Consider the following 25,670-nt stretch of genomic DNA (forward strand, 5'->3'; position numbering starts at 1 on the left):
CACTCAGGGATTGCGCTTGGCTGCCGTTAAAGTGATGGCAATGTGATACAGGTCACATTGAATGTGCTTAACTGTGCGCAGTGAAGGCACTGTGCCATCTTTCTTGAGTGGGTCGGAGCTTTACCCTTGTCGCGCGCGTCCGCTGTACGTTTCAGTCATTTTCTTCCCTCTCTGCTGCTATTGCTGGCCGGGCTCTCGGCTGCGTATGTCAAAGATCTCAACGTCTTCTTCACCTCGCTGTTCAACGTACTGCCGACCTTGGTGTTGCTGCTCGGCGGTTCTTACTGCGCGGTGTATCGGCGCCAGCGTGAACTGTTTTTGATGGTCACGGTGTATGTCGTTTACTTCCTGTTGGACACCCAGACCGATTACTACCGTGACAACGGGCGCGTGCGCGAAGATGCGGCGGTGGTGTTTCATCTGTGTTGCCTGTTGTTGCCGCTGCTGTTCAGCATTTATGCGCTGTGGCAGGAAAAAACCCACCTGTTCCGCGACTTCGTGGCGCGCTGCGCCGTGCTGTTCGCCGTCGGCAGCGTGGCACTGGCGCTTGAGCAGAGTTTTCCGCAGGCCTTGTTGAGCTGGTTGGCGGAGATCCGCTGGCCGGCCTTGCATGGCCGATGGATGAGCTTGATCCAGCTGTCGTACCCGATGTTCCTGATTGGTTTTGTCACCCTGGCGGCGCAGTACTGGTATCAGCCGCGCCCTTTGCACGCCGCGCAATTGGTGGGGCTGTTGGGGCTGTTCTGGATGTTGCCGCAAACCTTCATCCTGCCGTTTACGCTGAACATCATGTGCAGCCAGGTCATGCTGATGATCGCCGCCGGCGTGGCGCATGAGGCGTATCAAATGGCCTTCCGCGATGAGCTGACCGGCTTGCCCGGCCGCCGCGCCCTCAACGAGCGCATGCAGCGGCTGGGGCGCAACTATGTGCTGGCGATGAGTGACGTCGACCACTTCAAACGCTTTAACGACACCCACGGCCATGACGTCGGCGACCAGGTATTGCGCCTGGTGGCCAGCAAGCTGTCCAAGGTCAATGGCGGCGGGCGCGCCTACCGTTATGGCGGTGAGGAGTTTGCCGTGGTGTTCGCCGGCAAGACCTTGGACGAATGCATGCCGCACCTGGAAGAGATTCGCGAGATCATCGCCAACTACGACATCAAGCTGCGCAACCCGGACCGCCCACACGACGATCAGCAGGGCCGCCAACGCCGCGCAGGCAGCGGCGCGTCGAGTGTGTCGGTGACCGTCAGCATCGGCGTGGCCGAGCGTCAGGCCGAGCAACGCACGCCGGAAGAAGTACTCAAATCCGCCGACCAGGCGCTGTACGCCGCCAAAGGCGCGGGGCGTAACTGTGTGGTTGCGGCCGGGCAAACCCGGCGTGGCGCGGTGCGCATGGAGACGGCTGCCGGTTGAGTGATGGCGGTGTATTCAGCGGTTCTACAGTGATTGTTTGCGGCGGTGGCCGGCAGTAGGTTGAAACCATCTGCTGCCGGAGACATCGCCATGCCTGAGTACAAAGCTCCCTTGCGCGACATGCGCTTTCTGATCGACCACGTGTTTGATTTCCACGGCCACTACGCCGCGCTGGGCGCAACGGACGCCAGCCCGGACATGGTCAGCGCGATCCTCGAAGAAGGCGCCAAATTCTGCGAAAACGTGCTGTCGCCGCTTAATCGCAGCGGCGATGAAGAAGGCTGCCATTTCGACAACGGCGTCGTCACCACGCCCAAGGGCTTCAATGAAGCCTTCGCCCAGTACGTGGAAGGCGGCTGGCACGGCGTGGCGGCGGACCCGGCCTTCGGTGGCCAGGGCTTGCCGCACTCTTTGGGCCTGGTGCTGAGCGAAATGATCGGCTCCAGCAACACGTCCTGGGGCATGTACCCTGGGCTGACCCACGGCGCCATGTCGGCGATCCACGCCCACGGCACCGATGAGCAGAAAGCCACTTACCTGACCAAACTCACCGCCGGCGAGTGGACCGGCACCATGTGCCTGACCGAAGCCCATTGCGGTACCGACCTGGGGCTGATCAAAACCCGCGCCGTGCCCCAGGCGGACGGCAGCTATGCGCTCACTGGCAGCAAGATCTTCATCTCCGCCGGCGAGCACGACCTGAGTGCCAACATCATCCACCTGGTGCTGGCCAAGTTGCCGGATGCACCGGCGGGCACCAAAGGGATCTCATTGTTTATCGTGCCCAAGTTCCATGCCGATTCGGGTGAGCGCAACGCGGTGCACTGCGGCTCCATCGAGCACAAGATGGGCATCAAGGCGTCGGCCACGTGCGTGCTGAATTTCGACGGTGCCAAGGGCTTCCTGATTGGCGAGGCGAACAAGGGCCTCAACTGCATGTTCACCATGATGAACCACGCGCGTTTGGGCACCGGCATGCAGGGCCTGTGCAACGGCGAAGCGAGTTTCCAGGGCGCGATCAAATACGCCAACGACCGCCTGCAGATGCGCTCGCTGACCGGCGCCAAGGCCCCGGAAAAGGCCGCCGACCCGATCATCGTGCACGCCGATGTGCGGCGCATGTTGCTGACCATGAAAGCCTTCAACGAGGGCAACCGCGCGCTGACTTACTTCACCGCGCAATTGCTCGACACCGCGCACCTGAGCAGCGACGCCGGCCAACGCCAGGAAGCCGAAGACCTGTTGGCGTTCCTTACGCCCATCTGCAAAGCCTTCATGACCGATACGGGGCTTGAGGTGACCAACCACGGCATGCAGGTGTTCGGCGGCCACGGCTATATTCGCGAATGGGGCATGGAGCAATTGGCGCGCGATGCCCGTATTGCGCCGATCTATGAAGGCACCAACGGCATCCAGGCGCTCGACCTGCTGGGCCGCAAGGTGCTCGGTAGCCAAGGCAAGCTCTTGCGCGGTTTCACCAAGATTGTGCATAAGTTTTGCGCGGCGAATACCGAGCATCCGCAACTCAAGGCCCATGTGGCGCAGCTCAATCAACTGAATCAGCAATGGGGCGAGTTGACGATGCAAGTCGGCATGGCCGCCATGAAAAACCCCGATGAAGTCGGTGCAGCGGCGGTGGATTACTTGATGTACAGCGGTTACATCATCCTCGCCTACCTGTGGTTGCGCATGGCGATAGCGGCTCAGGCACACGACGACACCGAGTTTGCCCAGGCTAAGTTGGCGACCTGCGACTTCTACTTCAAGCGTTTGCTGCCGCGTACAGCGACGCACCGGGCGGCCGTGGAGGCGGGCAGCGAATGCCTGATGAGCCTGCCTGCTCAGTTGTTTGCACTGTAGGCGCGTGACTTATAAATACTTAATAGTCACGAAAGGACCCTATGTGTCTGAAAAGTTGTTCGGGTACACTCGGAGCTTGTAAAACCGATCCTATCGAATCACTTTTTACGTTCTCACGAGGTTTGCCATGGCTGATTACAAAGCGCCGCTGCGTGATATGCGCTTCGTCCTCAACGAAGTTTTTGAGGTCGCCAAGACTTGGGCCCAATTGCCGGCATTGGCAGACACCGTGGATGCCGAAACTGTCGAGGCGATCCTTGAGGAAGCCGGCAAAGTCACGGCCAAATCCATCGCCCCGCTCAGCCGTAACGGCGATGAGCAAGGCTGCCGTTGGGCGGACACCGTGGTCAGCACGCCGGATGGTTTTCCACAGGCCTATAAAACCTACGCCGAAGGCGGCTGGGTGGGCGTAGGCGGCGATCCGATCTTCGGCGGCATGGGCATGCCCAAGGCCGTTTCGGCCCAGGTCGAAGAGATGATCAACTCGTCGAGCCTGGCATTCGGCCTGTACCCGATGCTGACATCCGGCGCCTGCGTGTCGATCAACACCCACGCCAGCGAAGCACTCAAAGCCACCTATTTGCCGAAGATGTACTCCGGCGAGTGGGCCGGTTCCATGTGCCTGACTGAAGCGCATGCCGGGACCGACCTGGGGATTATCCGCACCAAGGCCGAGCCTCAGGCGGACGGTTCCTACACGATCAGCGGCACCAAGATTTTTATCACCGGCGGCGAACACGACCTCACCGAAAACATTATCCACCTGGTGCTGGCCAAGCTGCCTGACGCGCCCGCCGGACCAAAAGGCATCTCGTTGTTCCTGGTGCCGAAGTTCATGGTCAATGCCGACGGCAGCCTGGGCGCGCGTAACCCGGTGAGCTGTGGCTCCATCGAGCACAAGATGGGCATCCAGGCGTCCGCGACCTGCGTGATGAACTTCGACGCAGCCGTGGGTTACCTGGTGGGTGAGCCGAACCGTGGGCTGGCGGCGATGTTCACCATGATGAACTACGAGCGCCTGGGGGTTGGTATCCAGGGCTTGGCGTCGGGTGAGCGCTCGTATCAGAACGCGATTGAATATGCGCGTGATCGTCTGCAAAGCCGTTCGCCGACCGGCGCCCAGGCCAAGGACAAAGTCGCCGACCCGATCATCGTGCACCCTGACGTGCGCCGCATGTTGCTGACCATGAAGGCCTCGAACGAAGGTGGCCGCGCGTTCTCCACCTACGTGGCTACGCAGTTGGATATCGCCAAGTTCAGTGAAGACGCCGCCGCCCGCGAGCGTGCCGACAATCTGGTGGCGTTGCTGACACCGGTCGCCAAAGCATTTCTCAGCGACCTGGGCCTGGAAACCACCGTGCTCGGCCAGCAAGTGTTCGGTGGCCATGGCTACATTCGCGAGTGGGGCCAGGAGCAGCTTGTTCGGGATGTGCGCATCACGCAGATCTACGAAGGCACCAATGGCATTCAGGCGCTGGACTTGATGGGGCGCAAGATCGTCGGCAGCGGCGGTGCGTTCTACACCTTGTTTGCCGACGAGATCCGCCAGTTCATCGCCACGGCGGGTGCCGAACTGGGTGAGTTCACCCGTCCGCTGAGTGCGGCGGTGGATAATCTGGATGAGTTGACCGCCTGGGTGCTGGACCGCGCCAAGACCAACCCGAATGAAATCGGCGCGGCCTCGGTGGAGTACCTGCACGCCTTTGGCTATATGGCCTATGCCTATATGTGGGCGCGCATGGCCAAGGCGGCGTTGGGCAAAGAAGCTGAGGAAGACTTCTATGCCAGCAAACTGGGCACCGCGCGCTTCTACTTTGCTCGCCTGCTGCCGCGTATTCATTCGCTGAGTGCGTCGGTAAAAGCCGGTAGCGAATCGCTGTTTTTGCTGGATGAAGCACAGTTTTAAAGGCTTGGAGGGCGTGTAAGCATTCTCTTACATCACGTGCTGCTATTCGTCCTCTATCGCCAAATTGGATCCACGGATAATCTACTTCACATGGACGTCGCGCAGGAAGCGCAAAGCAACAACACGGACACGTAGGATTCTGCCAGGACGGCGGAGTGAAATGGATGTCAGGGAAACAGTCTGCAAAGCCCCGCTTCGGCGGGGTTTTCTTTTGCCTGCGAAAAAGTCAGACAGGCGCCTACGGGGCATTCATCACGTCCTCCAGCAAGGTGCGCAGCAGCGCCACCGTGGCTTGCTGGCGTTGTACGTCGCGACACACCAAACCCACTTTCAGCGCCACCCTCGGTTCACTCAAGGGTTTCCACAGTAGCGCCTTGCTGTTGTGTTCGTCCTGGGAGCGCCCCGGCAATACGGTGGCGAGCTTGGTGTGGGGCAGGCTGTCGAGAATACCCACCATCGTGTTGAGCTCCGCCTGCACTTGCGGCCTGCGGCCCAGGTTGGACAACTGGCCTTGCCAGATCTGCCGCACTTGAAACTCCTCGCCCAATAGCAACATCGGCAACTCGGCCGCCTGTTTCAGCGAGACTTTCTTGAATTCGCGCAGGGGATGGTCCTCGGGGATGACCACCTTCAATTCATCTTCATACAACAGCACGCCGTGCAGCCCCGGCTGGCGCGGCGGCAGGTAGCTGATGCCGATGTCCAGCGAGCCGTTCAGCAGCCGGCGTTCAATCTCCATGCCCGTCAATTCGTAGATCTGCACCACCAAATGCGGCTGGGCTTTGCGCACGCGCTCAAGCATTTGCGGGACCAGGCTGGTGTGCACGGTTTGCAGCACGCCGATGGCCAAGGTGCGCATCGCCTGGCCCTTGAAGTTGCGCAAGGCTTCAACCGCCTGCTGCATGCCGTCGATCAGCGGCAAAGCGTGGTTGTACAAGGTATGCGCAGCGAGCGTCGGCAACAGGCGCTTGCTGCTGCGCTCGAACAGGCTCACATCCAGGTTCTGCTCCAATTGGCGAATCTGTTGCGAGAGGGCCGGTTGAGAGATCGATAAACGCTCCGCCGCCCGGCCCACGTGGCCTTCCTCATACACCGCGACGAAATAACGCAGTTGCTTGAAATCCATAAGAGTTACTTATCGAAAAAGCTGGAAAATCGAAATGGCCGTTGGCCGCTTGGAGGCCTAGTCTAGCGCCTATTCGCAGGGCTTACAGGGCCGGATCGGGCAATGAACAGCGTATTTGTTGATAGCGTTTACATAGGCAAGGCAAAACACCTCAAGGCTCGGTTTGCACGGGGCATCGACCAAGGTCCGGTTGCCATCGGGGGTAAGCTGTGAATCTGTTTCGCCGCCCTGCGCCGAGCCTGGACGATTTGATCCTCGACGCGCCACGTGACCTCTCCAGTGACAGGTTGATGCACACCGCGGCAAGGCCTGCGCAGGTGTTTGTGCGTGGCCAGGGCTCCTGGCTCTGGGACAGCGACGAGCGCGCCTACCTGGATTTCAATCAAGGCAGCGCCGCCAACAGTCTTGGCCATAGCCCGCAAATATTGATCAAGGCCCTGGCCGACCAGACTCAAGCGCTGATTAACCCAGGCAATGGCCTGCACAACCGCGCCCAGCTGAACCTTGTCGATCGGCTGTGCCAGCACACCGGCAGCGATCAGGGTTACCTGCTCAATAGCGGCGCCGAAGCCTGCGAAGCCGCGATCAAGCTGGCGCGCAAATGGGGCCAACTGCATCGCGGCGGGGCTTATCGCATCATCAGCGCCAGCAACGCTTGCCACGGCCGCAGTTTCGCAGCCATGGCGGCCTCGGCCAATGGCGGCGCAAACCGCTTTGAGCCGCAATTGCCGGGTTTCAGCCATGTGCCCTTCAACGACCTGCCAGCCCTGCACGCGGCGGTGGATGCACAGACCGTCGCCATCATGCTGGAGCCGATCCAGAGTGAAGCTGGCGTAATTCCCGCCACTGAACATTATCTGAAAGGCGTTGAACGCCTTTGCCGCGAGCTGGGAATCCTGCTGATCCTCGATGAAGTGCAAACCGGCATGGGCCGCTGCGGCAGCCTGCTCGCCGAACAACAGTATGGCGTGCGGGCCGACATCATCACCCTCGGCAAGGGCCTGGGCGGCGGCGTGCCATTGGCGGCGTTACTGGCGCGCGGCACAGCGTGCTGCCTGGAGGTGGGCGAATTGGACGGCACCCATCATGGCAATGCATTGATGGCCTCGGCTGGCGGGGCGGTGCTCGAAACGCTGCTGGAACACGGCTTTCTCGAACATGTCCGTGAGTCAGGCCTTTACCTGGGCGAAGGCCTCGCCCGTTTGGCTTATCGCTACGACCACGGCCAACTACGTGGACATGGCCTGATGTGGGGCCTGACGTTGTCGGATGATTCTGCGGATGCCGTCGTAAAAGCAGCCCTGCATGAAGGCCTGATCCTCAACGCCCCGCAACCCAACTGCCTGCGCTTCACACCGGCCCTGACGGTGAGCAAAAGTAACATCGACGAAATGCTGCTGCGCCTGGCCCGCGCCTTCTCCCGCGTGCGCACCGCACAACTGCAATGCCGCAAGGGCATCGCCGTTTAAACCCTACATTCCAGAACCGTCTCGCGGCATACGCGGCGCCTCCAGCCTGATTCTTTTGGCTGGGGGCGTTTTTTTGTCGGTGAAATTTTTGGATTGAAAGCGTTGATTGAGCCTTATTGAGAACAGTGGTTTTTTACAGGCATCGGCAAGGACTGCCGCTGGGGCATGAAAATTTCAAGCGTGCCTCGTTTCTAATCTGTACCACTGAGTGGTATGTTTGCGGGAAGGGATATCCATGAGGCTTAGGTTGTTCAAGACGCGGCATTTTGCTGATTCGGCCAGCAAGGCCTGGGTCTGTGATTCGGAGTTGAGAGAGGCATTTGGCCAGATGCTGAAGGGCCAAGCCGATAATTTAGGCGGCGGTGTTTGGAAGAAACGTCTGAATCAGAACCGGCATCGCTCCATTGTCTTGGCCAGGGGCAGGCATTACTGGGTTTATCAATTGCTGTTCGCCAAGCAGAATCAAAGCAATATATGTCAGAGCGAATTGGTTTGGTTTCGCGCGCTGGCTAAGACTTATGAAGGTTTCAACGAAGCACAGATCCAGCAGATGTTGGATCTCGGGGAATTTGTGGAGATACACCATGACCAAAACATATAAAAGTGAGGCGTTTGAGTCTATTCACCAGTCAGCCGAAGCGCTTTATAAGATAGGCGCCATCAGCAAAACGACTCTTCGTGAGTTCGACGAGGCATGCCTTGCTCCCGCGCCGGCGCAAATCCCGGCCGAACAAATCAAGCAACTACGCGAAAACAGCCACGTAAGCCAACCTGTATTCGCCCGTTACCTGAACACCAGCGCCTCCACGGTGAAGAAATGGGAGTCCGGCGAGAAGCAACCCAGCGGCATGGCACTGAAGTTACTGAGTATCGTGCAGAAGCATGGGTTGGAGATTCTGGCCTGAGGATGGCCCGGTGCCAGATCCCACTGAACCCTCACGAACGGCCAAGGTCGATTAGCTACACGGCTCACACGAGCCGATTTTCTGGAGCTGACCCATGGACATCATTCGTATCATCATCGCCATCCTGCTGCCGCCACTGGGTGTGTTCCTGCAAGTGGGCTTCGCCGGCGCGTTCTGGCTAAATATCCTGCTGACCTTGTGCGGTTACTTCCCCGGCATCATTCACGCCGTGTACATCATCGCCAAACGCTAAAAGCCTCAGCCTTTTGCAATGAGCCGTGAGTTGCGCTCGTTGCGAAAGGCCAGCTGTTCAATGGTCTGAGTGGCATGTTCGGCTTCTTCCCGCGCTTGCAGGATGATGCCGTGCTGCTCGGACTTGCTGCACACCGGGTCGGCGTTGCTTGCGTCCCCCGTGAGCATGAATGCCTGGCAGCGGCAGCCGCCGAAGTCCTTTTCCTTCTCGTCGCATGAACGGCACGGCTCGGGCATCCAGTCGTAGCCGCGAAAGCGGTTGAAGCCAAACGAGTCGTACCAGATGTGCTGCATGCTGTGGTCGCGCACATTGGGAAATTGCACCGGCATCTGTCGGGCGCCGTGGCAAGGCAGGGCGGTGCCGTCCGGCGTAACCGTCAGGAAGATGCTGCCCCAGCCGTTCATGCAGGCTTTCGGGCGTTCCTCGTAGTAATCCGGCGTGACGAAAATCAGCTTGCACGGGTGGCCTTCGGCTTCGAGCTTGGCACGGTATTCGTTGGTGATGCGTTCGGCGCGTACCAGCTGTTCCTTGGTCGGTAACAACCCTACGCGATTGAGCTGCGCCCAGCCGTAGAACTGGCACGTGGCGAGTTCGACAAAGTCCGCCTCCAAAGCGATACACAGCTCAATGATGCGGTCGATCTTGTCGATGTTGTGCCGATGGGTTACGAAATTCAACACCATCGGGTAGCCATGCGCCTTTACTGCACGGGCCATTTCCAACTTTTGCGCGAAGGCCTTTTTTGAGCCGGCCAGCAGGTTGTTCACCTGTTCGTCGCTGGCCTGGAAACTGATCTGGATATGGTCCAGCCCGGCCTTCTTGAAGTCACTGATCTTCTGCTCGGTGAGGCCGATGCCGGAGGTGATCAGGTTGGTGTAGAAGCCCAGCTTACGGGCTTCGGCGATCAATTCGGCAAGGTCCTGGCGCACCAGCGGTTCACCGCCGGAAAAGCCCAATTGCGCGGCACCCATTTCCCGCGCTTCACGAAACACCTTGATCCACTGTTCGGTGCTCAGCTCCTTGCCCTGTTCGGCAAAATCCAGCGGGTTGGAGCAATACGGGCACTGCAACGGGCAGCGATACGTCAGCTCCGCGAGCAGCCACAGCGGCAGGCCGACCGGTGGCTTCTCAGGCAAGTTCGATCCAGTGCTGAGCACGGGCGACCTCCATGAAATCCTCGATGTCTTTACCCAGTTCAGGCACGCCGGGGAATTGCTTACTCAGCTCGGCGATGATGGCGGCCACATTGTGCTCGCCATCGATCAGGCCGCCGATCAACGCGGCGCTGTCGTTGAGCTTGATCATGCCTTCAGGGTAGAGCAACACGTGGCCTTTTTGCGCCGGCTCGTATTGGTAGCGGTAGCCCTGGCGCCAGGTTGGTGTTCTGCTGCGATCAAAGCTCATAGGGTGATCCCTTTATGCCACACCCGCTGCTCGGTCACGCTGTGATAGGGCGGGCGTTTCAGTTCGTAGGCCATGCTCATGGCATCCAGCATGCTCCACAGGATGTCCAGTTTGAACTGGAGAATTTCCAGCATGCGCTCCTGGCCCTCGCGGGTGGTGTAATGCTGCAGCGTGATCGCCAAGCCGTGTTCCACATCGCGACGGGCCTGGCCCAGGCGGGTACGGAAATACTCGTAACCGGCCGGGTCGATCCATGGGTAGTGCTGCGGCCAGCTGTCGAGGCGCGACTGGTGGATCTGCGGGGCGAACAGCTCGGTCAGCGAGCTGCTGGCGGCTTCCTGCCAGCTGGCACGGCGCGCAAAGTTGACGTAGGCATCCACCGCAAACCGCACGCCGGGCAGCACCAGTTCCTGGGAGCGCAGCTGGTCAGGGTCGAGGCCGACTGCCTGGCCCAAGCGCAACCAGGCTTCGATGCCACCGTCTTCGCCAGGGGCGCCATCGTGGTCGAGCAGGCGCTGTATCCACTCGCGGCGGATCTCGCGGTCCGGGCAGTTGGCCAGGATCGCGGCGTCTTTCAGCGGGATGTTCACCTGATAGTAGAAACGATTGGCGACCCAGCCCTGGATCTGCTCGCGCGTGGCGCGGCCTTCATACATCGCCACGTGGTACGGGTGATGGATATGGTAGAAGGCGCCCTTGGCCCGCAGGGCTGCTTCGAATTCGGCAGTGGTCAACGGTGTATCAGTCATCTCGATTGCTCCTACAATTCAAGGCTCATGCCGTCGTAAGCCACTTCGACATTGCGCCGCACCAGTTCCGCTCGCTCGGGGGAATCTTCATTGAGGATCGGATTGGTGTTGTTGATGTGGATAAGCACCTTGCGCTGCTCGGGCAACTGCTCCAGCACTTCCAGCATGCCGCCGGGGCCGTTCTGCGCCAAGTGGCCCATCTCGCGCCCGGTGCGGGTGCCGACGCCACGGCGCTGCATTTCATCGTCGTCCCACATCGTGCCGTCCACCAGCAGGCAATCGCTGCCGGCCATGATCTCCAGCAACGGCGCGTCAACCTTGCCCAGGCCTGGGGCGTAGAACAGTTTGCCGCCAGTGCGCAGGTCTTCGACGATCAGGCCGATGTTGTCGCCGGGGTGCGGGTCGAAGCGGTGTGGCGAGTAGGGCGGTGCGGCGCTGCGCAGTGGCAGCGGAGTGAAACGCAGGTTGGGGCAGGCCGGGATAGTGAAGCGGGTATCCAGCTCGATGCGGTTCCAGGCCAGGCCGCCGTTCCAGTGCGTGAGCATGGTAAACAACGGAAAGCCGGTGCTCAGGTCTTCATGGACCATGTCGGTGCACCACACTTGGTGCGGGCAGCCTTCGCGCAAGCTCAACAGGCCGGTGGTGTGGTCGATCTGGCTGTCCATCAGGATGATCGCGCTGATCCCGGTATCACGCAGCGCGCGGCCGGGTTGCATCGGGGCGAAACCTTGCAGTTGCGCGCGGATATCCGGCGACGCATTGCACAGTACCCAATTCACGCCATCGTCGGAGATTGCGATAGACGACTGAGTGCGCGCCTGCGCCCGCAGGCTGCCGTCGCGAAAGCCTGCGCAGTTCACGCAGTTGCAGTTCCACTGCGGGAAACCACCGCCGGCGGCGGAACCTAGAATCTGGACAAACATGATCGCTCCATCAGCAAAGCTCAAAACAAAAACGCCCCGGGCGAACCGAGGCGTTGTATTACTCAGCCAATCAACGGCTGGCGAAGTACATGGTGACTTCGAAACCAATACGCAGATCAGTGTAAGCAGGTTTGGACCAGGTCATATTCATACTCCTACGAGGGATGGGACGTTCACTACTCAGCAATACATATAGTCCACCTCCAACCGGAGATGTTCAGAGGTGTGCGTATGAATGTTACGCAATTCTTTTCAAGTTAGCGCTGTCTTGATGGCAAAAGCCTTTTGCAGGGCCAGCAATGATCAGGCTCCTGTCTGCCAGGAATCACTCACTCGGGTGCCGTTGGCCACACAGCGCCAGCCGCCTGCAGCGTCGTTGAGTTGTTGGGTGGCGTGCTGCAAGTCCGCGTGCGTGAGGGTTTGGATCAGCTGTTGAAGCTGTTGCAGATAACCCGACGAATGGCCAGCCAGCTGTGCGTGCCAGAGCAGGTCGGCGGCTTGGGCGATGGGCAATGCCTGGGCGCTGAATTGCTGCGTCAGGGCCTGGTTGCCCAAGTCGGCATAATTGTCGATCAGCGCCGGCAGTTGGGTCAGGAAGGTTTGCAGGTGTTCGACGATCCCCGCCAGGGAGATACTTGGCGATTGCACGCCGAACAGCAGGCCGGTTTGCCCATTAATCTGTCGGATGCCGCTGAATACTGCGTAGCCGACTTGCAGTTCGACGCGCAGGCATTGGTAGAACGGGCGCTGGATCAGATGGCCGAGCAGCCGCCACGCGGCTTCATCGGCCAGGGATTGGGTTGGCGTCGGGCAAAACAGCAGCAATGCGGCTTCGCTGGAGTCGGTCTTCACCTCGTGCCATAGCCGCTGGCCGTCGAGGCTTTGGGGCGTGTGTTCGAGGCTTGCCGGCTGGCCGGGCAGTCGCGCCGCAGCGGTCTTTATCGCCGCCTCACACGCTGCGGGCAAGGCTGTGCCCAGCCCCTGCCAGCGTGCAGTGTTCCATGACGCTGATGTCTTGCTCGTCCCGGAACCCGTACCGACACAGTAAGCCGGTAACGCCTTGAGCAGTTCCCGGATGGCAATCATCGGCGTTTGGGCTGTGGGTGACGGCGCCTCATCGGTCCGGCTCAGGTTGAGCGCCAGCGCTTCGACTACGGCCGGCATCGGTTCGTGAAGCCCGACCATTTTCACCAACCAATCATTGCCGAAGGTTTCGAAAGACAAATCCACTCCCGCCTGACGCGCATTTTCGCGCAACGGCTGCAGCGCACTTTCCAGCCCGGCTGGGGCGGCGGATTCAAATCGCCATTGCAGGTACAAAGCGCCCTCGTCAGTGTCATCCGCCAGGGCCTGGCTGAAGGTGAGCGCCGACACGTCTCGCCGCCCGCGCGAGCGATCCTGGGCAAAGGTGCGTAAACCACGATGGGCGCTGGTTTGGCCGCGAATCAGGCCCGCACGTTCTTCCTTGATCGGCGGGCGCAGGAATGGATTGCCGGGCGGCAACTGCCAGGCGTGCTCGGCGGGCGGCAGGTGCAGTGAGTCGAGCATGGCTTTGAGGGCTGCAACATCCTGTTCCGACAAGTCTTCGCTGGCGTTTCGAGCCAGTGCCAGGGCGCCCTGGACCTGTTGCTGGCGAGCGCTCAGCAAGGCGAACTCTTCGCGCAACGGCGTCCAATTGCTCTGTGCGAAAAAACTCAGCCAGTCGTGCAACAACGCTTCGATCTGAGTAGCCGCGTCGCCTTGAGTACCGAGCGTGATATCGACATCCAGCAGCGCTTGCCCGGCAAAGTGATACAGCACGGATGCCTGCAGTTCGGTCGCCAGCTTTTGTGCTTTCAGCGTCGCCAGCAAGCCGCCGGGTGCGCAGGCGTTGAGCCAGGTGCAGAGAAAATCCAGTGCTTGGCGCGGCACGTCGCAGGCAATGACCTGGTGCAGGTGGTTGTTCGCGGTGTGTTGATAGCCCTGCGCTGCGCCTTGCATCAGCGCGGGCGGTTCGGCCTGTGGGTGGAACGGCCCCGAGGCCAATGCCTCGCTGAATCGCTGCGCCAATATTTCCAACTCTTCCAATGCTTGCGGCCCGGCAAGGCTCAAGGTCATCTGCCCGCTTCGGTAAAAATGCGCGTGGAATTCCCGCAAGGCTTGCTGAAATGCCTCACGCTCCACCGGCAAACTGTCCCGATTACCTGCATGAAAACCGCGCAAGGGATGATCGGCTGCCAAGCTCTCCAGCAGCGCGACCTCCTGCTGTGCCTTGGCATCCTGGGACCAGGCGACAAACTCGGCGTGCAGCACTTCGCGCTCCCGCAGTTGGTCCTCAACCGCCAGGCGCGGATGGGTCAGCATATCCGCCAGCCGTTCCAGTCCATCCGCAAAGGTCTGCACGGGCAGTTCGAAAAAGTAGTCCGTGGTGCGCTCACGGGTACTCGCATTGACCTGTCCGCCATGCCGCTGCACGTGGGCCATCAGCCCTTCGTCGGAGGGAAAACGCTGCGTCCCGAGAAACAACAAATGCTCAAGAAAATGCGCCAGCCCCGGCCAGGCCAATGGCACGTCATGGCTACCGGCGGCCACCCGTAAAACGGCAGCGCAACGCTTTAAACGTGGCGCATGGCGCAGGGACACCCGCAGGCCATTCGCGAGGGTCAGGTGAAGGTGATGAGGCTGGGCCGGCGCAGGCATGGGCACTTCCGAAACGTAGGAGGTGGCCATGTTAACAAACCGGCCGGGTCAGGGCTTGTGCAGCGCGGCGTACAGCTCGGGGCGACGGTCTTGCAGGTAGTGATTGGCGGCGCGGGCGTCGATGATGGATTGGCGATCCAGCTCCCCGACAATCAGCGCTTCATCCAGTCCGGCCTGGGCGACGCGCTGGCCATTCGGCGCGGCAATACTGCTCTGGCCGCAATACTGAATTTCGCCTTCCTGCCCGCAATAGTTGGCGTAGGCCACATAACACTGGTTTTCATAGGCCCGTGCCCGCACGGTGACGTCGGCGACGAAGTCGAACGGCACCATATTGGCGGTGGGCACCAAAATCAGTTCAGCACCGGCCAGGGCCAGGCGCCGGGTGTTTTCCGGGAACTCCAGGTCGTAGCAGATCAGGAAACCAAGCTTCCAACCGTTCAGTTCCACCAACGGGAAATCATCTTCCCCGGCACTGAACATCGAGTGGTCCAGGTCGCCAAACAGGTGAGTCTTGCGGTAGTTGCACAGGCGCTGGCCGTGGGCGTCGATCAACTGCACGGCGTTGTAGATCTGCCCGTCCTCGGCCCGCTCCGGGTAGCCATACGCAATCGCCAGCCCCGCGCTCCTGGCAAGCTCGGCAATCGCCTGAGCCGACGCGCCATCCTGTGCCTCGGCCAGCGCGCCAACCGCTTCGGCGCCGATGTTGTAGCCGCTGAGAAACATCTCCGGCAACACCAGCACATCCGCGCCCGACGCCTCATGGGCGAGCTGGTGCAGGCGCTTGAGGTTGCCGGCCACATCCAGCGGCAGCGGTGGGCATTGGTACAGGGCGACGCGCATGCTCAACTCCTTAATCGGCCAGGGCGATTGGGCCGATTTCGTCGAATACATCACCCGGCCCCGGGTTCTCTGGATGGGTGCTGCCGCCGAAGTGGGTCATGATGCCCCACACCGCGTTCAGCGAAGTTTGTACCGCGCCTTCGACCCAGGCGGGCGTCCAGGAAACGTCGTCACCGGCGATAAAAATCCCACGTTGTTCGGCGGGCATGTCCTTCTGCATAAAGTGCGCATACATCCGCTGGTTGTAGCGATAGTGACCGGGCAAAGCACCTTTGAAAGCCCCGAGGAAATGCGGGTCGGCTTCCCAGGACACGGTGATCGGGTCGCCGATGATGCGCGCCTTGATGTCGACTTTCGGGTAGATCTTTTTCAGTGCGTCCAGCGCCAGTTTCACGCGCTTGTCGATGGGCTGCGGGAGCATTTTCAGTGCGTCGCTCATCCACGAGTACGACAGGCAAATCACGCCCGGCTTGTCGTCGCCGTTGTCGAACAGGTAGGTGCCACGGGTCAGGCGATCGGTGAGGGTCATGCTCATCAGATCGCGGCCGGTTTCCGGGTCTTTGTCTTTCCAGAATGGGCGATCGACCATCACAAAGGTTTTCGACGACTGCATGTAACGTGTGCGGTCCAGGGCCATCCACATCTTTTGCGAGAACAGGGTTTCATCGCATTCGATCTGGGTGGTCAGCAGCCAGCTTTGGCAGGTGGTCAGCACGGCGGCGTACTCGCGGGTGTCGCCGTAGTTGTCGGTCACGGCAAAGCGCCCGCCGTCAGCGTGCGCGATGCGCTTCACGCCGGCCCGTGGCGCGCCGCGATGCAACGAGCTGAGGCTGGTGCCTGCCGGCCAATGGGCGCAACGTTCCGGCACATGGCGCCAGATGCCCATGGGCACTTGTGCCACGCCGCCGACAACCAGGTGCTGGTGGTCGTCGCAGTTGGTCATCACCACGCGGAAGATTTCCAGCATCGAGTTGGGGAAGTCCGAGTCCCAGCCGCCGGTGCCGAAACCCACTTGACCGAAGACTTCGCGGTGCGCGAACGACAGTTTGGCGAAGGCCTTGGAGGTGGCGACGAAGTCATAGAAGGTGCGGTCATCCCACAACGGCACCAGCTTGTTCCACAGCGCTTTGAGGCGCGGCACGTCGCGATCGCGGATGGCCTGCTGGATATCACCGAACTGCGAACCAGCTTCCAGCGCATCCGCCCAGGCGTCGGCGACTTCCTGGAACAGCACCGGCAAGTCCGAGAGTTTTTGTGCGTAGTGGGTCTGGCCTTCGAGGTCGACCACCGTGCTGCCGGAGGCTGGCGTCAGCGGGTTGGGGAAGGGCTTGGTCTCCAGGCCCAGCTTGTCCACATAGTGGTAGAACGCGGTGGACGACACCGGAAAACGCATGCCGCCCAGCTCGGCGATGATGCCTTCGGCGCCTTCAAACGCCTGGGAACGCAAGCGGCCGCCCATCTTCGACGCTTCGTACACCACCGGCTTGAGGCCCAGCTTCATCAGCTCATAAGCGGCCACCAGACCCGCGATCCCGGCACCCACAATCGCCACTTCGGCGCCATGGTTGGCGGCCGGAATGCTGCCCAGGCCGGCTGGATGCTCGATCCAGTCATCAAAGGCAAACGGAAAATCCGGGCCAAAGATGGTGATGGGTTTTTTACCGTCGGCGGGGTGGCGATTGGTCTTGCTGATGGTGCTGGACGGAATGCTCATGGCTGACCTTACTGACGACTCGGCGGGTTGTGGCCCGTTGAGTATAGGAAAAGATGGCAGCCAGTTTAGGGAGCGTAGCGTTCGTTATTAAGACGCAATGTGTCGTCGGATTGAACTTTTTTTAGTCAAAGTGACGAAATAGGCGGTCAGATTGGTTGGCCGCGGTCCAATTTGTTACTGAGGATGATCGACGTGGTGGTTTTCTCCACGCCGTCGACACTGCCAATCTGGTCCAGCAACTGATCCAGCTGCTCCGGCGAATCGGTGCGCAGCCACGCCACGTAATCAAACTCGCCACTCACCGCACACAACTGCTGCACCTGCGCCATGGCACTCAGCCTGCGCAGCACTTCCTTGCCCGAGCGTGCTTGCACGGTAATCCCGACATACGCCTGCAAACCCCCATCGACCACACGCTGGCCGAGGCGCACGCCGTAGCCGGTAATCACCTGGGTTTTCTCCAGCCGCGCCAGGCGCGACGTCACCGTGGTGCGCGCGATACCCAGTTGCCGGGCAAGCATGGCCACGCTTTCGCGAGCGTTGATCTGCAAGGCGGCGATCAGTTGGCGATCGATTTCATCGAGGACGGGCAAGGGCAGGGCTCCAGTGCGGGCGGCAATGGGGCGGTATGTTACAGGCTTGTGCCCGCGCTGGATGGGCGTGACTAGGGCAACTTGCACACTTTTGCGGCGGCGGGATCGTTCGGGATAAACGAGTCCGGCGCGCCAGGCTTGAGTACCGCGTAGCCACGGCGCCATGGCTGGTCATCAATCAGGTTCCAACGATGCCCTGAGCCGGTGTTGTCTTCAGCGACCAGCACTTAACCGGGATGCAGGGTGAACGTTTCGCCGCCACGAGTAGCGAATGCCAGCGTGCCGGAGAGTGTCATCACGTACTGAGGTTCCGGGTCGTTGTGCCAGCCGTAAGCCGCATGCGCATGCGCCGGCGTTGTCTTGAAATGAATGGCGGTCACGTCGTTGCGCTGAGTCTGGTCGATGGTGCCTTCCAGCACGTGCGAGGCGTTGTCTGCGCCGGTGCAGAGTTTGTACGCCTTGATGGTGGCCGGTGCAGGCGTTGCTGCGTGTGCGCAGTTCAGCGTTGCAAGGGTGATTGCGAGAGCGCCTGCGGTGCGCAGGCTGAGGGCAAAAAAGGCGTGGGGTGATCGGTTGGATTGAGGCATGGAGCCGGGTTTCCTCGTACTGGTGCGGGTGGCCGAGCATGGTCTGTGCCGTAGCAGTTGAGGACAATTAACAAATCTTTCATTGCAGGCAAAGGTGCGGGAGCCAGCAACTCCTTGTCCATACGTCAGACACAAAAAAGCCGTGCAATGCGCGGCTTTTTTGTTTGGTGGGCCCACACGGACTTGAACCGTGGACCAAAGGATTATGAGTTGTTGGGCAAGCAGATATGCCTAGAGAAACCGTCCATAGGTGAACGTAGGTTGGCATAGCTGGAGGCCCCGTCGTTACTGGTGTTGAGCGTAATTTTGAGAAGGTTGCTCAAGCTTGGTACTGTACCGTGATTGTACCGATCATTAAGAGGGAAGGCTAAGGCTTCGATCTAGCTCACATTGATCGTATAAGATTGTTCGCAGCTCATTCAAATTTACTCCTTTGGCCCTAGCAAGTTGAGAGCTTCCAAAGGCGGTCATGCTTGAGAGCGCTTTTAGGACGAGACTATAAGAGGCACGGACAAGCATGACTTCGCCTGAACTTACTGGTGGTGCTGGATTCACCTACGAGGACGCTGTCACGGCGCAGTACCTGGCGGCGATGGTCGGTGATACGACTGCAGCCGCCCTTGATGGCAGGGTTGTGAAGCGGGTTGCACAGCAGCAGGCTGACTTTGGCGAGCCACTCGATGACGTGATCGTCGATGCGGCGTCCTTGGCGGATGGAACAGTCATGCGCTTGTCACTCCAGGTTAAGCGTTCGCTCACTATTTCGGGGGCGGAGACCAACACCGACTTCCGAGATGTTATTCAGCACAGTTGGCAAACGTTACAAAAGCCCGACTTTCGCGAGCACATAGATCGCGTTGGGGTGGTAACAGGGGCTGTGGCGGAAGAGACATCCCGGGCTTTCGCGACCGTCTGTGAGTGGGCACGTGGTTCTGATACAACCGCGTCCTTCATGCCTCGGTTTGAAGAGGGCGGGAGTGCCTCGGCCGCTCACCGTAATGTAGTCACGGCGGTTCGAATGATTGCTGTGAGCACAGGCAAACCTCTGTCTGACGATCAGTTGCATCGCCTTTTTTCGCACTTAGTACTGATCCGATTTGACTTCCTTCACGTCGGATCGACGCACGAAGCGGAGGCAATTGCCAGCCTGCAGCGTGCGCTTGCCCCTGGGCAAGTGGCGCGTGCTAAAGATTTGTGGGATCTGCTGCGCCAGATTGCTCGCGATGGCGCAGGTAGCAGCACCGTGCATACCCGCGCATCGCTGATGCTCGCGTTGGCAGGCTGGCGTTTCGCAGGAGCTCCCGCTTTTGTCGGCGACATGCAGATTTTGCGCGAGAGTACCCGCCACTGGCTTGATCAACAGGCCAATGATATCGGAGGGACGCACCTAACTCGTCAGGTGTTACGCGACAAGCTCAGTAATCAAATTGCGGCCCACCGCCTGACGTTGATCAAAGGGCTTCCCGGTACCGGAAAGACAGTTCTGTTGCGCGATCTTGTGCATGATCTGGCCGCCGAGGGAACCACCTTGTTCCTCACGGCTAACCGGATTCCTAGCCGCAGTTGGTCGGAGCATGCTCGCGCGATAGGCTTAACGACAACCTCGATTGAGCCGTTGCTCATAGAGGTTGCGGCCACCGGTCATGCCTTGCTGCTCATCGATGGTCTAGACCGTATTGCGCCGGAACAGAGGTCTATTGTGACCGACTTGTTTGGCCAGCTTCTGACGAATCCGGCGCTTTCTAATTGGCGCGTTGTCGCTACCGCGCGCGATGCTGGTATCGAGCCTCTGCGAAACTGGGTTCCTCCTGTGCTGCTCGCGAGTGGTGTGGGTTATGTGGATGTGGAGAACCTGACGGACGAAGAGGCTCGCTCGCTCGCGGATTCGCTACCGGCGTTGCAGCCCCTCCTCATCGGTGGAAACGAGCGTGTACGCATACTGGCACGACGCCCGTTCTTTGCAGCGGTTCTGGCACGAGGATTTTCCCAGGCGGCCTATCCATCAGGATTCGCGCCTCAGTCGGAGGTGGATCTCGTAGACGCTTGGTGGACTCGCGGTGGCTACGACGCGCATGTGCCCCAGGCGCTAGCGAGGCAACGGGGTCTGATTGAGCTAGCACAGCGCAGCGCGCCGGATTTGGGGCGCAATATCCGCATACGTGACCTTTCGCCCGCGACACAGGAGGTACTTCCGGCGTTAGAAGAGGACGGCTTGGTGCAGCAGGTGCGTAAGGGGCATACAGCGCAATTCAGTCACGACATATTCTTCGAATGGTCGTTTCTCCACCTGTTGTTGGATCAGGGAGATGACTGGATTGATGCCCTGACTGCGGCTGGTGAACCGCCGGCATTGGCGCGGGTGGCAGAACTGCTGTCGCAGGCCACTTATCTGATACCTGACCAATGGTCGCGCGAACTCCGCGTGCTCGAGCAGGCTCAGGTGAGGCCGCAGTGGTTGCGTGCTTGGCTCGTATCGCCTGTGTTTAGTCCACGCTTCGCCGAGCACGTCGACATGTTTGCTGCGGCATTGGCAGCCAACACCCATCAGCTCTTCGGGAAACTCTTGGTGTGGATGCAGGCCGAGAAGACAACGCCTAATCCAATGGTGTTGTCCGGAGTCCTTGGGGGCGATCTTGATGCTGCAGCACGCATTCGTATTGCGGATTCGCTAGGGTGGCCGTCGGACTTCGGGGCATGGCGTCGCTTGTTGATATGGGTTATCCAAGAGATCGACTCGATCCCGGATGCATACTTAAGCGATCTCATCACACTGTTCGAAACTTGGCAGACCGCTTGCGCGGACTACCCCAACGCAGTGTCGCAGCGCATCGTCACGCAGTGTGCTGCTTGGTTGAATGCGATTGAGGATGACGAGGTGGAACGCCGGGGCAGGTACAGCAAGCCGACGAGCAATTCTGCGCCGCGCGCTCCCCGAGAACTACAGACTGAGCTGCGGGCGTTGATCTTACGCGCGGCACGGGCCTACCCGGATGTAGTGGCCGATTATCTTGCTAGGGTTGAGACAGTTGAACGCTGGTCCGACAGTGCTTTCCGCGAGCTCATGACCTACGCGCCGGTGTTGGCAGAAACACACCCGGCACAGCTAGCGAGAGTTGCCTGCCAATGGTTTTTGGAGGAGCTGCCCGATGCCACGTTGGAGAGGTGGCGCCGCGAAGCGATCCAGCAGAGCCACCGGCGCAAAGAAATCGAAGCGATTCCACCAGAGAAACGGACTCGATTCGACGAGCTAGAGATCTCGAGCCCCTTCCTAGGGCACTCTTTCTCCCATCACGACTGGGATCGGTTATCGATCGGCGCTGATCATCACGGCTACTTCCCTGCGTCGCCTCTGCGCGAACCGTTTCATTCATTGCTGATGTGCGATCCAGAAGTGGCGCTCACGCTGATCCGCGATCTGGTTAACCACGCCACCATGGCGTGGAGTCAGTTGCATAGGCACTGGCATCGCAGTAATACACCTTTACCGCTCGTACTGGAGTTTCCTTGGGGAAGGCACGAGTTTTGGGGCAGTGACCAGCATTACGCTTGGTTCCGTGGGCATGGTGGACCGCAGGTCGTGGAGTGTGCGCTTATGGCGCTGGAGCGTTGGGCCATTGCTCAGCTCGATGCCGGTCGCCCGCTGGAAGATGTGTTGCGACAGATCCTGTATGGGCACAACAGTATTGGCGTTCTGGGCATTGCAGTGCACCTCGCTCTGCGAGCCAAGGAAGCTTCGCCTACTACGCTGGCGCTGATAAGGAGCCTCCGGCTGTGTCGGCTCGACTTGCAGCGCAAGGTTCAAGAGCACCAATTGCAGAGTGCCGGACTGATCGGCTTTGAGAAGGGAAGCGTTGATGCAACGCATCGACAAGCTGTTGCTGACAACATGCAGATGCCATCGCGCTCTTTGGAGCTGCGTGACTTAGTGCCGCTCTTCGTTCTTGGTGGTGATGTGACGCTGCGAGATGCATGTCGTGAGGCACTAGACGATTTTCCGAAGAAGTTGGGGTTCGCCTCTCAGGAAGAAGCGCAGGACCCCGAGCATGTGGCTGAGCTTCAGCGTACGGCGGAGCTTTGGTCTGAACTAGGCCATAGCGAAAACTACAAAGCTGAGCCGATTCCTGGCCGCAGTGATGCGGTCCAGATTTCTATGAGTAGTCCCCGGCATGAAGCTCCTGAAGTCCAAGCGGCTCTACAGCGTCATGCGCAGGTGGGGCGCGAGATGGAGTTGTGGCTGTGGGTGGAGAAGTGCTTCAGCTCGCGTCAATGGGCGCCTGGATTTTCGGCGGATGAAGCGGTCGAGCGTGCAGTGGAGCTGATTGAAGCGGCTGCGGCAGGACGATCAATTTCGCTGATGCCCGGCAGCGGGCTCACCGAAGGAGCAATTGCAGGAACCGCTGCGGCCGTAATTTGCTTTTCCGATGCGGGCGAGCATAGGGCCTGGGCTGACTCCACAGTAGAGAGTTTCTGCCTCATGCGTGAGGAGGACGCCGATGACATATTTGCCAGATCCGTGATTCCTTGGCACCCGAAGATCTTTGTGGTGCGTGCATTGGCCGCGCGTATTAAGTCGGGCAGCGAATATCCTGATGACCGCGAGGAGCTCTATCTTCTCATCACCCATCCCCTCGACTCGATTTCCTTAGTTGCGCTCGAAGAAGTTGCTAGCTGTTGGGAGTGCGATGCACGCTTTGCCTGGTGCGGTCTAAACCTCGGGCTGCGGTTGGCACAACTCGTAAGGAGGCGAGACATGTACCGGCTCGACACCGATGCGAGGCGGCAAATAGAAATAGATCGCCGAGTCACTGCACTAGCAGCTGTGCTCGATGAGTACAGGGGGCAAGAGCCATTGCCTGTTTGGGTACGCCCCCTGCCTTCTTGGCGGCAGATCGCCTCGGATGCCGAGAGTTCGTCGGTTTTTGATGAGGACGAGGAAGACGGTTGGGCAAGCACCGATGATCTTTGGGACGGCCAATACGCCGCGAATGTCCTAAAGAGCGTCCCGGTGGGGGCGGTCATGGCGAGTTCGTATCGACTGCATTATGAGGATACCCTTGAGGCGCTTGTAAGCTGGACGCTAGACACGATTAACCCGGCATGGCGGACCGAAAGGCGCCGGGGGCGCGAGCGTGGCGACGGAAACCTCTATGGGTGGCAAGATCAGTTAGGAAGGATGCTGGCAAGCGTTGCCCCTCATCTGTCTGGCAACGAAACCTTGCGGAGGCTTTTACGGCCAATCCTTGAGCAGCCCGATGAGATTGCAATGCGGCTGCTCGCCCCGTTCACTGTATCGCTGGTTTGCAGTGAAGTTCTTGATGCGCAGGAGATCCGGGATGACACGCTACATTTGCTGCAGGCTGTGCTCGAACGAACGCTAGAGACTGATGACCTCCGCCGCTCGCGATATAGCGATGGGCGCATTGGTGGATTCGACCTGCCGGAGCTGATCAAATCACTTCTCTTCGTGATCGTTGAGCGTGCGCCCGGGGCAACTCGATTCGCTAACGGTAATTGGCATGATCTTTTGAAAGTCATGCCGTTGATCGACCGTATGGTGCGTGCCGCTGGCTGGCACCCCCATGTAGCGCGCCAGTTCGTCACGCTATGTGAGCGTTCCGGTGCTGCCTACCCAGCTGACACGTTCGCTGACCAAATTCTGTCGCAGATCGTTGGCGGACGCCTGCCAGCGGGTTGGAAGGGTAGCTCGATACCGGCCGCGATTGCGGCTCTGGTGCAGGCGCATGCTGATCGCTTGCATCCGCTGCCCGCCCCCCTGGCTCGTAAGCTGCTGCAGGTGCTTGATGCACTGGTCGACCTTGGTGATCGCCGCAGTGCCGCCTTGCAGCAAAGCGAGTCGTTTCGCGGAGTGTGTCTTGCTGGGGCAGTTTGAGTCGATCCATGTGGGGCGGTCATAGCCGAGAGCCGTACTGCGATGTAGGGATGTCAACCTATGCACGCAGCATAGGTCACTGGAGCACATCGACTGACGCCATGTCGCGCCTTCCTTGACGCCCCACAGCGCGGACGTCTCAAGAGCTTCACGTGTTATGGGCTCTAATCGGACCTGCAAGCCAGAGCCCGAAACGTATGGTGCGGTTGAAAATGAGGCGAGAGCTTGCGACATAGCGGTCGAACGAAAGGCCTGGTATTTCAGCTGTTAAATTGGTCCACAGACTGTCCTTGGCAGATTGTCAGGTATCCCAGCTGGAGCTGGGATAAGTAGGGCACTCAACCAGGTGTCAGATCACCATGAGGGCATGAATGTCGTTGTCATTCAGCATGAAGACTGGGCATGAAGAGCTGGCGTCTGCAGTACCCATTAGCACCAGGTCTCTGTACATATCTCGCGTGAACGCAAAGCCTTGTTGTGCGGTCGGCGCCGTGTAGCTCCCCAAGAACTCCATTCCGGCCTTTTCGTAAAATTCCACCAACTCATTGGCGCAGAGCAGACAAGTCGTGTGGCTTTCTTCGAGTAGCTCTTGCAGCATCTGGCTACCGATACCATGGCCGCGATACTGCTCATATACAAATATCTTGTGGCAGTAACGTGCAATCGAAGGGTCTGGATGGACGAAAAGCAGGGCGTAGCCGTACAGCATTCCATGCTCGTGACTAATCATCACTTTGAGGTGTCCGGCGCGATAGCATTCTTCAAGGATGCCCCTCACATGGGCGATCGCTCTGTGGGTTCTCGTCTCGGTGAACCCCATGAAGTGGAGCGCAAGAGCAGGCTGCGCGAGCAGATCAGAAAGGATGCCCTTGGCATCATTCTCCAAGATCGTTGGCACATATTTGTCGAAAAGTTCTTGCTCGGATACTGACTGTGACATTGACGATCGCCCTATGTTTGGCCCGATACAACGCGCCAAGGGTAGGTGTCTCTACCTAGCGCGAGTTCCTAGTGTGACCCCCATGCGCGATCTAGGGAAATTTGGCTAGCGCCTATGAATGCCCAATATATCTGCGGCCAGTGCGCCCGCTGGATTTTCTAGGGTTTATGCCAGATAACTAAAATACAGAAAGAGGCCCGAAAACATCAGGAGCGGGTGACGAATCCAACCCCAGAGCCAGCCCAGCATTGCGATGGAGTGCAGCAGAGCATTTAAAAGCGTGGGATCGATCAGCATAAGAGAACACTCAATAGGCGAGGCGATGTTGCCTCACTCTAATAGTGCGGAGGCAGTGCCCCCTTTTTCGGCCTTTCTTCCTTAGAGCCAAAAAAATATTTTGGCCACCCCTGCCT

Annotated in this window: 20 protein-coding genes and 1 pseudogene; 8 read left to right on the forward strand and 13 right to left on the reverse strand. The window is 59.6% G+C overall.

The window, feature by feature from the left end; all coding sequences use genetic code 11:
- Window positions 1-126: 126 nt before the first annotated feature.
- The 3 genes from HX783_RS19325 (at window position 127) to HX783_RS19335 (ending at window position 5,182) form a co-directional block, all read left to right on the forward strand.
- Window positions 127-1,416, forward strand: coding sequence for a diguanylate cyclase (locus tag HX783_RS19325; RefSeq protein ID WP_177017934.1), 1,290 nt, complete (start codon window positions 127-129; stop codon window positions 1,414-1,416).
- Between the two features lie 90 nt (window positions 1,417-1,506).
- Window positions 1,507-3,276, forward strand: coding sequence for an acyl-CoA dehydrogenase C-terminal domain-containing protein (locus HX783_RS19330; protein WP_177017935.1), 1,770 nt, complete (start codon window positions 1,507-1,509; stop codon window positions 3,274-3,276).
- Between the two features lie 127 nt (window positions 3,277-3,403).
- The gene (locus HX783_RS19335) at window positions 3,404-5,182 is read left to right on the forward strand and encodes an acyl-CoA dehydrogenase C-terminal domain-containing protein (RefSeq protein WP_159960402.1); all 1,779 of its coding nucleotides are present in this window, start codon (window positions 3,404-3,406) and stop codon (window positions 5,180-5,182) included.
- A 238-nt stretch (window positions 5,183-5,420) separates the two neighbouring features.
- Here HX783_RS19335 and HX783_RS19340 read toward each other — a convergent pair whose 3' ends face one another.
- Window positions 5,421-6,308 carry a LysR family transcriptional regulator gene (locus HX783_RS19340; RefSeq protein WP_159960400.1) on the reverse strand — a complete coding sequence of 296 codons (888 nt, stop codon included), beginning with the start codon at window positions 6,306-6,308 and terminating at the stop codon, window positions 5,421-5,423.
- 209 nt (window positions 6,309-6,517) lie between these two features.
- Here HX783_RS19340 and HX783_RS19345 point away from each other — a divergent pair, with 209 nt between their 5' ends.
- The 4 genes from HX783_RS19345 to HX783_RS19360 all read left to right on the forward strand — a co-directional run bounded on the left by HX783_RS19345 (window position 6,518) and on the right by HX783_RS19360 (window position 8,935).
- Window positions 6,518-7,777, forward strand: a complete 1,260-nt coding sequence (locus tag HX783_RS19345) for an aminotransferase class III-fold pyridoxal phosphate-dependent enzyme (RefSeq protein WP_177017936.1) — start codon at window positions 6,518-6,520, stop codon at window positions 7,775-7,777.
- Between the two features lie 235 nt (window positions 7,778-8,012).
- Entirely contained in the window at window positions 8,013-8,378 is a 366-nt protein-coding gene (locus HX783_RS19350) for a type II toxin-antitoxin system RelE/ParE family toxin (protein ID WP_177017937.1), read from the forward strand.
- Window positions 8,362-8,682 carry a DNA-binding transcriptional regulator gene (locus HX783_RS19355; RefSeq protein WP_177017938.1) on the forward strand — a complete coding sequence of 107 codons (321 nt, stop codon included), beginning with the start codon at window positions 8,362-8,364 and terminating at the stop codon, window positions 8,680-8,682. The genes HX783_RS19350 and HX783_RS19355 overlap by 17 nt, the downstream gene beginning before the upstream one ends.
- A 94-nt stretch (window positions 8,683-8,776) precedes the next feature.
- A complete protein-coding gene (locus tag HX783_RS19360) occupies window positions 8,777-8,935 on the forward strand; it encodes a YqaE/Pmp3 family membrane protein (protein ID WP_010207008.1) in 159 nt (52 codons plus the stop codon).
- A gap of 5 nt (window positions 8,936-8,940) precedes the next feature.
- On the opposite strand, the gene pqqE is transcribed toward HX783_RS19360, so the two are convergent.
- The 10 genes and pseudogenes from pqqE to HX783_RS19410 all read right to left on the reverse strand — a co-directional run bounded on the left by pqqE (window position 8,941) and on the right by HX783_RS19410 (window position 18,427).
- A complete protein-coding gene (pqqE, locus tag HX783_RS19365; protein ID WP_106575539.1) occupies window positions 8,941-10,092 on the reverse strand; it encodes a pyrroloquinoline quinone biosynthesis protein PqqE in 1,152 nt (383 codons plus the stop codon).
- Window positions 10,064-10,339, reverse strand: coding sequence for a pyrroloquinoline quinone biosynthesis peptide chaperone PqqD (pqqD, locus tag HX783_RS19370; RefSeq protein WP_177017939.1), 276 nt, complete (start codon window positions 10,337-10,339; stop codon window positions 10,064-10,066). Before pqqD ends, pqqE begins: the two co-directional genes overlap by 29 nt.
- The gene (gene pqqC, locus HX783_RS19375) at window positions 10,336-11,088 is read right to left on the reverse strand and encodes a pyrroloquinoline-quinone synthase PqqC (protein WP_017138042.1); all 753 of its coding nucleotides are present in this window, start codon (window positions 11,086-11,088) and stop codon (window positions 10,336-10,338) included. Before pqqC ends, pqqD begins: the two co-directional genes overlap by 4 nt.
- 11 nt (window positions 11,089-11,099) lie before the next feature.
- Window positions 11,100-12,011: a pyrroloquinoline quinone biosynthesis protein PqqB gene (gene pqqB / locus HX783_RS19380; protein ID WP_177017940.1), complete on the reverse strand. Its 912-nt coding sequence runs from the start codon at window positions 12,009-12,011 to the stop codon at window positions 11,100-11,102.
- A gap of 70 nt (window positions 12,012-12,081) precedes the next feature.
- Window positions 12,082-12,156: a pyrroloquinoline quinone precursor peptide PqqA gene (gene pqqA / locus HX783_RS19385; RefSeq protein ID WP_003194766.1), complete on the reverse strand. Its 75-nt coding sequence runs from the start codon at window positions 12,154-12,156 to the stop codon at window positions 12,082-12,084.
- A 158-nt stretch (window positions 12,157-12,314) separates the two neighbouring features.
- Entirely contained in the window at window positions 12,315-14,690 is a 2,376-nt protein-coding gene (pqqF, locus tag HX783_RS19390; protein ID WP_177017975.1) for a pyrroloquinoline quinone biosynthesis protein PqqF, read from the reverse strand.
- 48 nt (window positions 14,691-14,738) lie between these two features.
- Complete coding sequence (locus HX783_RS19395; RefSeq protein ID WP_177017941.1) at window positions 14,739-15,533, reverse strand: carbon-nitrogen hydrolase family protein; 795 nt, start codon at window positions 15,531-15,533, stop codon at window positions 14,739-14,741.
- Between the two features lie 10 nt (window positions 15,534-15,543).
- The gene (locus HX783_RS19400; protein WP_159961651.1) at window positions 15,544-17,226 is read right to left on the reverse strand and encodes an NAD(P)/FAD-dependent oxidoreductase; all 1,683 of its coding nucleotides are present in this window, start codon (window positions 17,224-17,226) and stop codon (window positions 15,544-15,546) included.
- A 167-nt stretch (window positions 17,227-17,393) separates the two neighbouring features.
- A complete protein-coding gene (locus HX783_RS19405; RefSeq protein WP_078734923.1) occupies window positions 17,394-17,840 on the reverse strand; it encodes an Lrp/AsnC family transcriptional regulator in 447 nt (148 codons plus the stop codon).
- Between the two features lie 71 nt (window positions 17,841-17,911).
- A pseudogene (locus tag HX783_RS19410) lies at window positions 17,912-18,427 on the reverse strand (hypothetical protein).
- 517 nt (window positions 18,428-18,944) lie between these two features.
- Here HX783_RS19410 and HX783_RS19415 point away from each other — a divergent pair.
- Window positions 18,945-24,317 carry an NACHT domain-containing protein gene (locus HX783_RS19415; RefSeq protein WP_177017942.1) on the forward strand — a complete coding sequence of 1,791 codons (5,373 nt, stop codon included), beginning with the start codon at window positions 18,945-18,947 and terminating at the stop codon, window positions 24,315-24,317.
- Between the two features lie 349 nt (window positions 24,318-24,666).
- On the opposite strand, the gene HX783_RS19420 is transcribed toward HX783_RS19415, so the two are convergent.
- On the reverse strand, window positions 24,667-25,257 hold the full coding sequence (locus HX783_RS19420; protein ID WP_177017943.1) for a GNAT family N-acetyltransferase: 591 nt from the start codon (window positions 25,255-25,257) through the stop codon (window positions 24,667-24,669).
- A 165-nt stretch (window positions 25,258-25,422) separates the two neighbouring features.
- A complete protein-coding gene (locus tag HX783_RS30025) occupies window positions 25,423-25,554 on the reverse strand; it encodes a hypothetical protein (protein WP_256347214.1) in 132 nt (43 codons plus the stop codon).
- Between the last annotated feature and the right edge of the window lie 116 nt (window positions 25,555-25,670).

The sequence above is a fragment of the Pseudomonas sp. D2002 genome, assembly GCF_013385735.1.
Classification (GTDB): Bacteria; Pseudomonadota; Gammaproteobacteria; order Pseudomonadales; family Pseudomonadaceae; genus Aquipseudomonas.

Coding starts and splice junctions, on each gene's coding strand:
- HX783_RS19330 (WP_177017935.1), top strand. CDS start 1,507: ATGCCTGAGTACAAAGCTCCCTTGCGCGACATGCGCTTTCTGATCGAC.
- HX783_RS19335 (WP_159960402.1), top strand. CDS start 3,404: ATGGCTGATTACAAAGCGCCGCTGCGTGATATGCGCTTCGTCCTCAAC.
- HX783_RS19340 (WP_159960400.1), bottom strand. CDS start 6,308: ATGGATTTCAAGCAACTGCGTTATTTCGTCGCGGTGTATGAGGAAGGC.
- HX783_RS19350 (WP_177017937.1), top strand. CDS start 8,013: ATGAGGCTTAGGTTGTTCAAGACGCGGCATTTTGCTGATTCGGCCAGC.
- HX783_RS19355 (WP_177017938.1), top strand. CDS start 8,362: ATGACCAAAACATATAAAAGTGAGGCGTTTGAGTCTATTCACCAGTCA.
- HX783_RS19360 (WP_010207008.1), top strand. CDS start 8,777: ATGGACATCATTCGTATCATCATCGCCATCCTGCTGCCGCCACTGGGT.
- pqqD (WP_177017939.1), bottom strand. CDS start 10,339: ATGAGCTTTGATCGCAGCAGAACACCAACCTGGCGCCAGGGCTACCGC.
- pqqC (WP_017138042.1), bottom strand. CDS start 11,088: ATGACTGATACACCGTTGACCACTGCCGAATTCGAAGCAGCCCTGCGG.
- pqqB (WP_177017940.1), bottom strand. CDS start 12,011: ATGTTTGTCCAGATTCTAGGTTCCGCCGCCGGCGGTGGTTTCCCGCAG.
- pqqF (WP_177017975.1), bottom strand. CDS start 14,690: ATGCCTGCGCCGGCCCAGCCTCATCACCTTCACCTGACCCTCGCGAAT.
- HX783_RS19395 (WP_177017941.1), bottom strand. CDS start 15,533: ATGCGCGTCGCCCTGTACCAATGCCCACCGCTGCCGCTGGATGTGGCC.
- HX783_RS19415 (WP_177017942.1), top strand. CDS start 18,945: ATGACTTCGCCTGAACTTACTGGTGGTGCTGGATTCACCTACGAGGAC.
- HX783_RS19420 (WP_177017943.1), bottom strand. CDS start 25,257: ATGTCACAGTCAGTATCCGAGCAAGAACTTTTCGACAAATATGTGCCA.
- HX783_RS30025 (WP_256347214.1), bottom strand. CDS start 25,554: ATGCTGATCGATCCCACGCTTTTAAATGCTCTGCTGCACTCCATCGCA.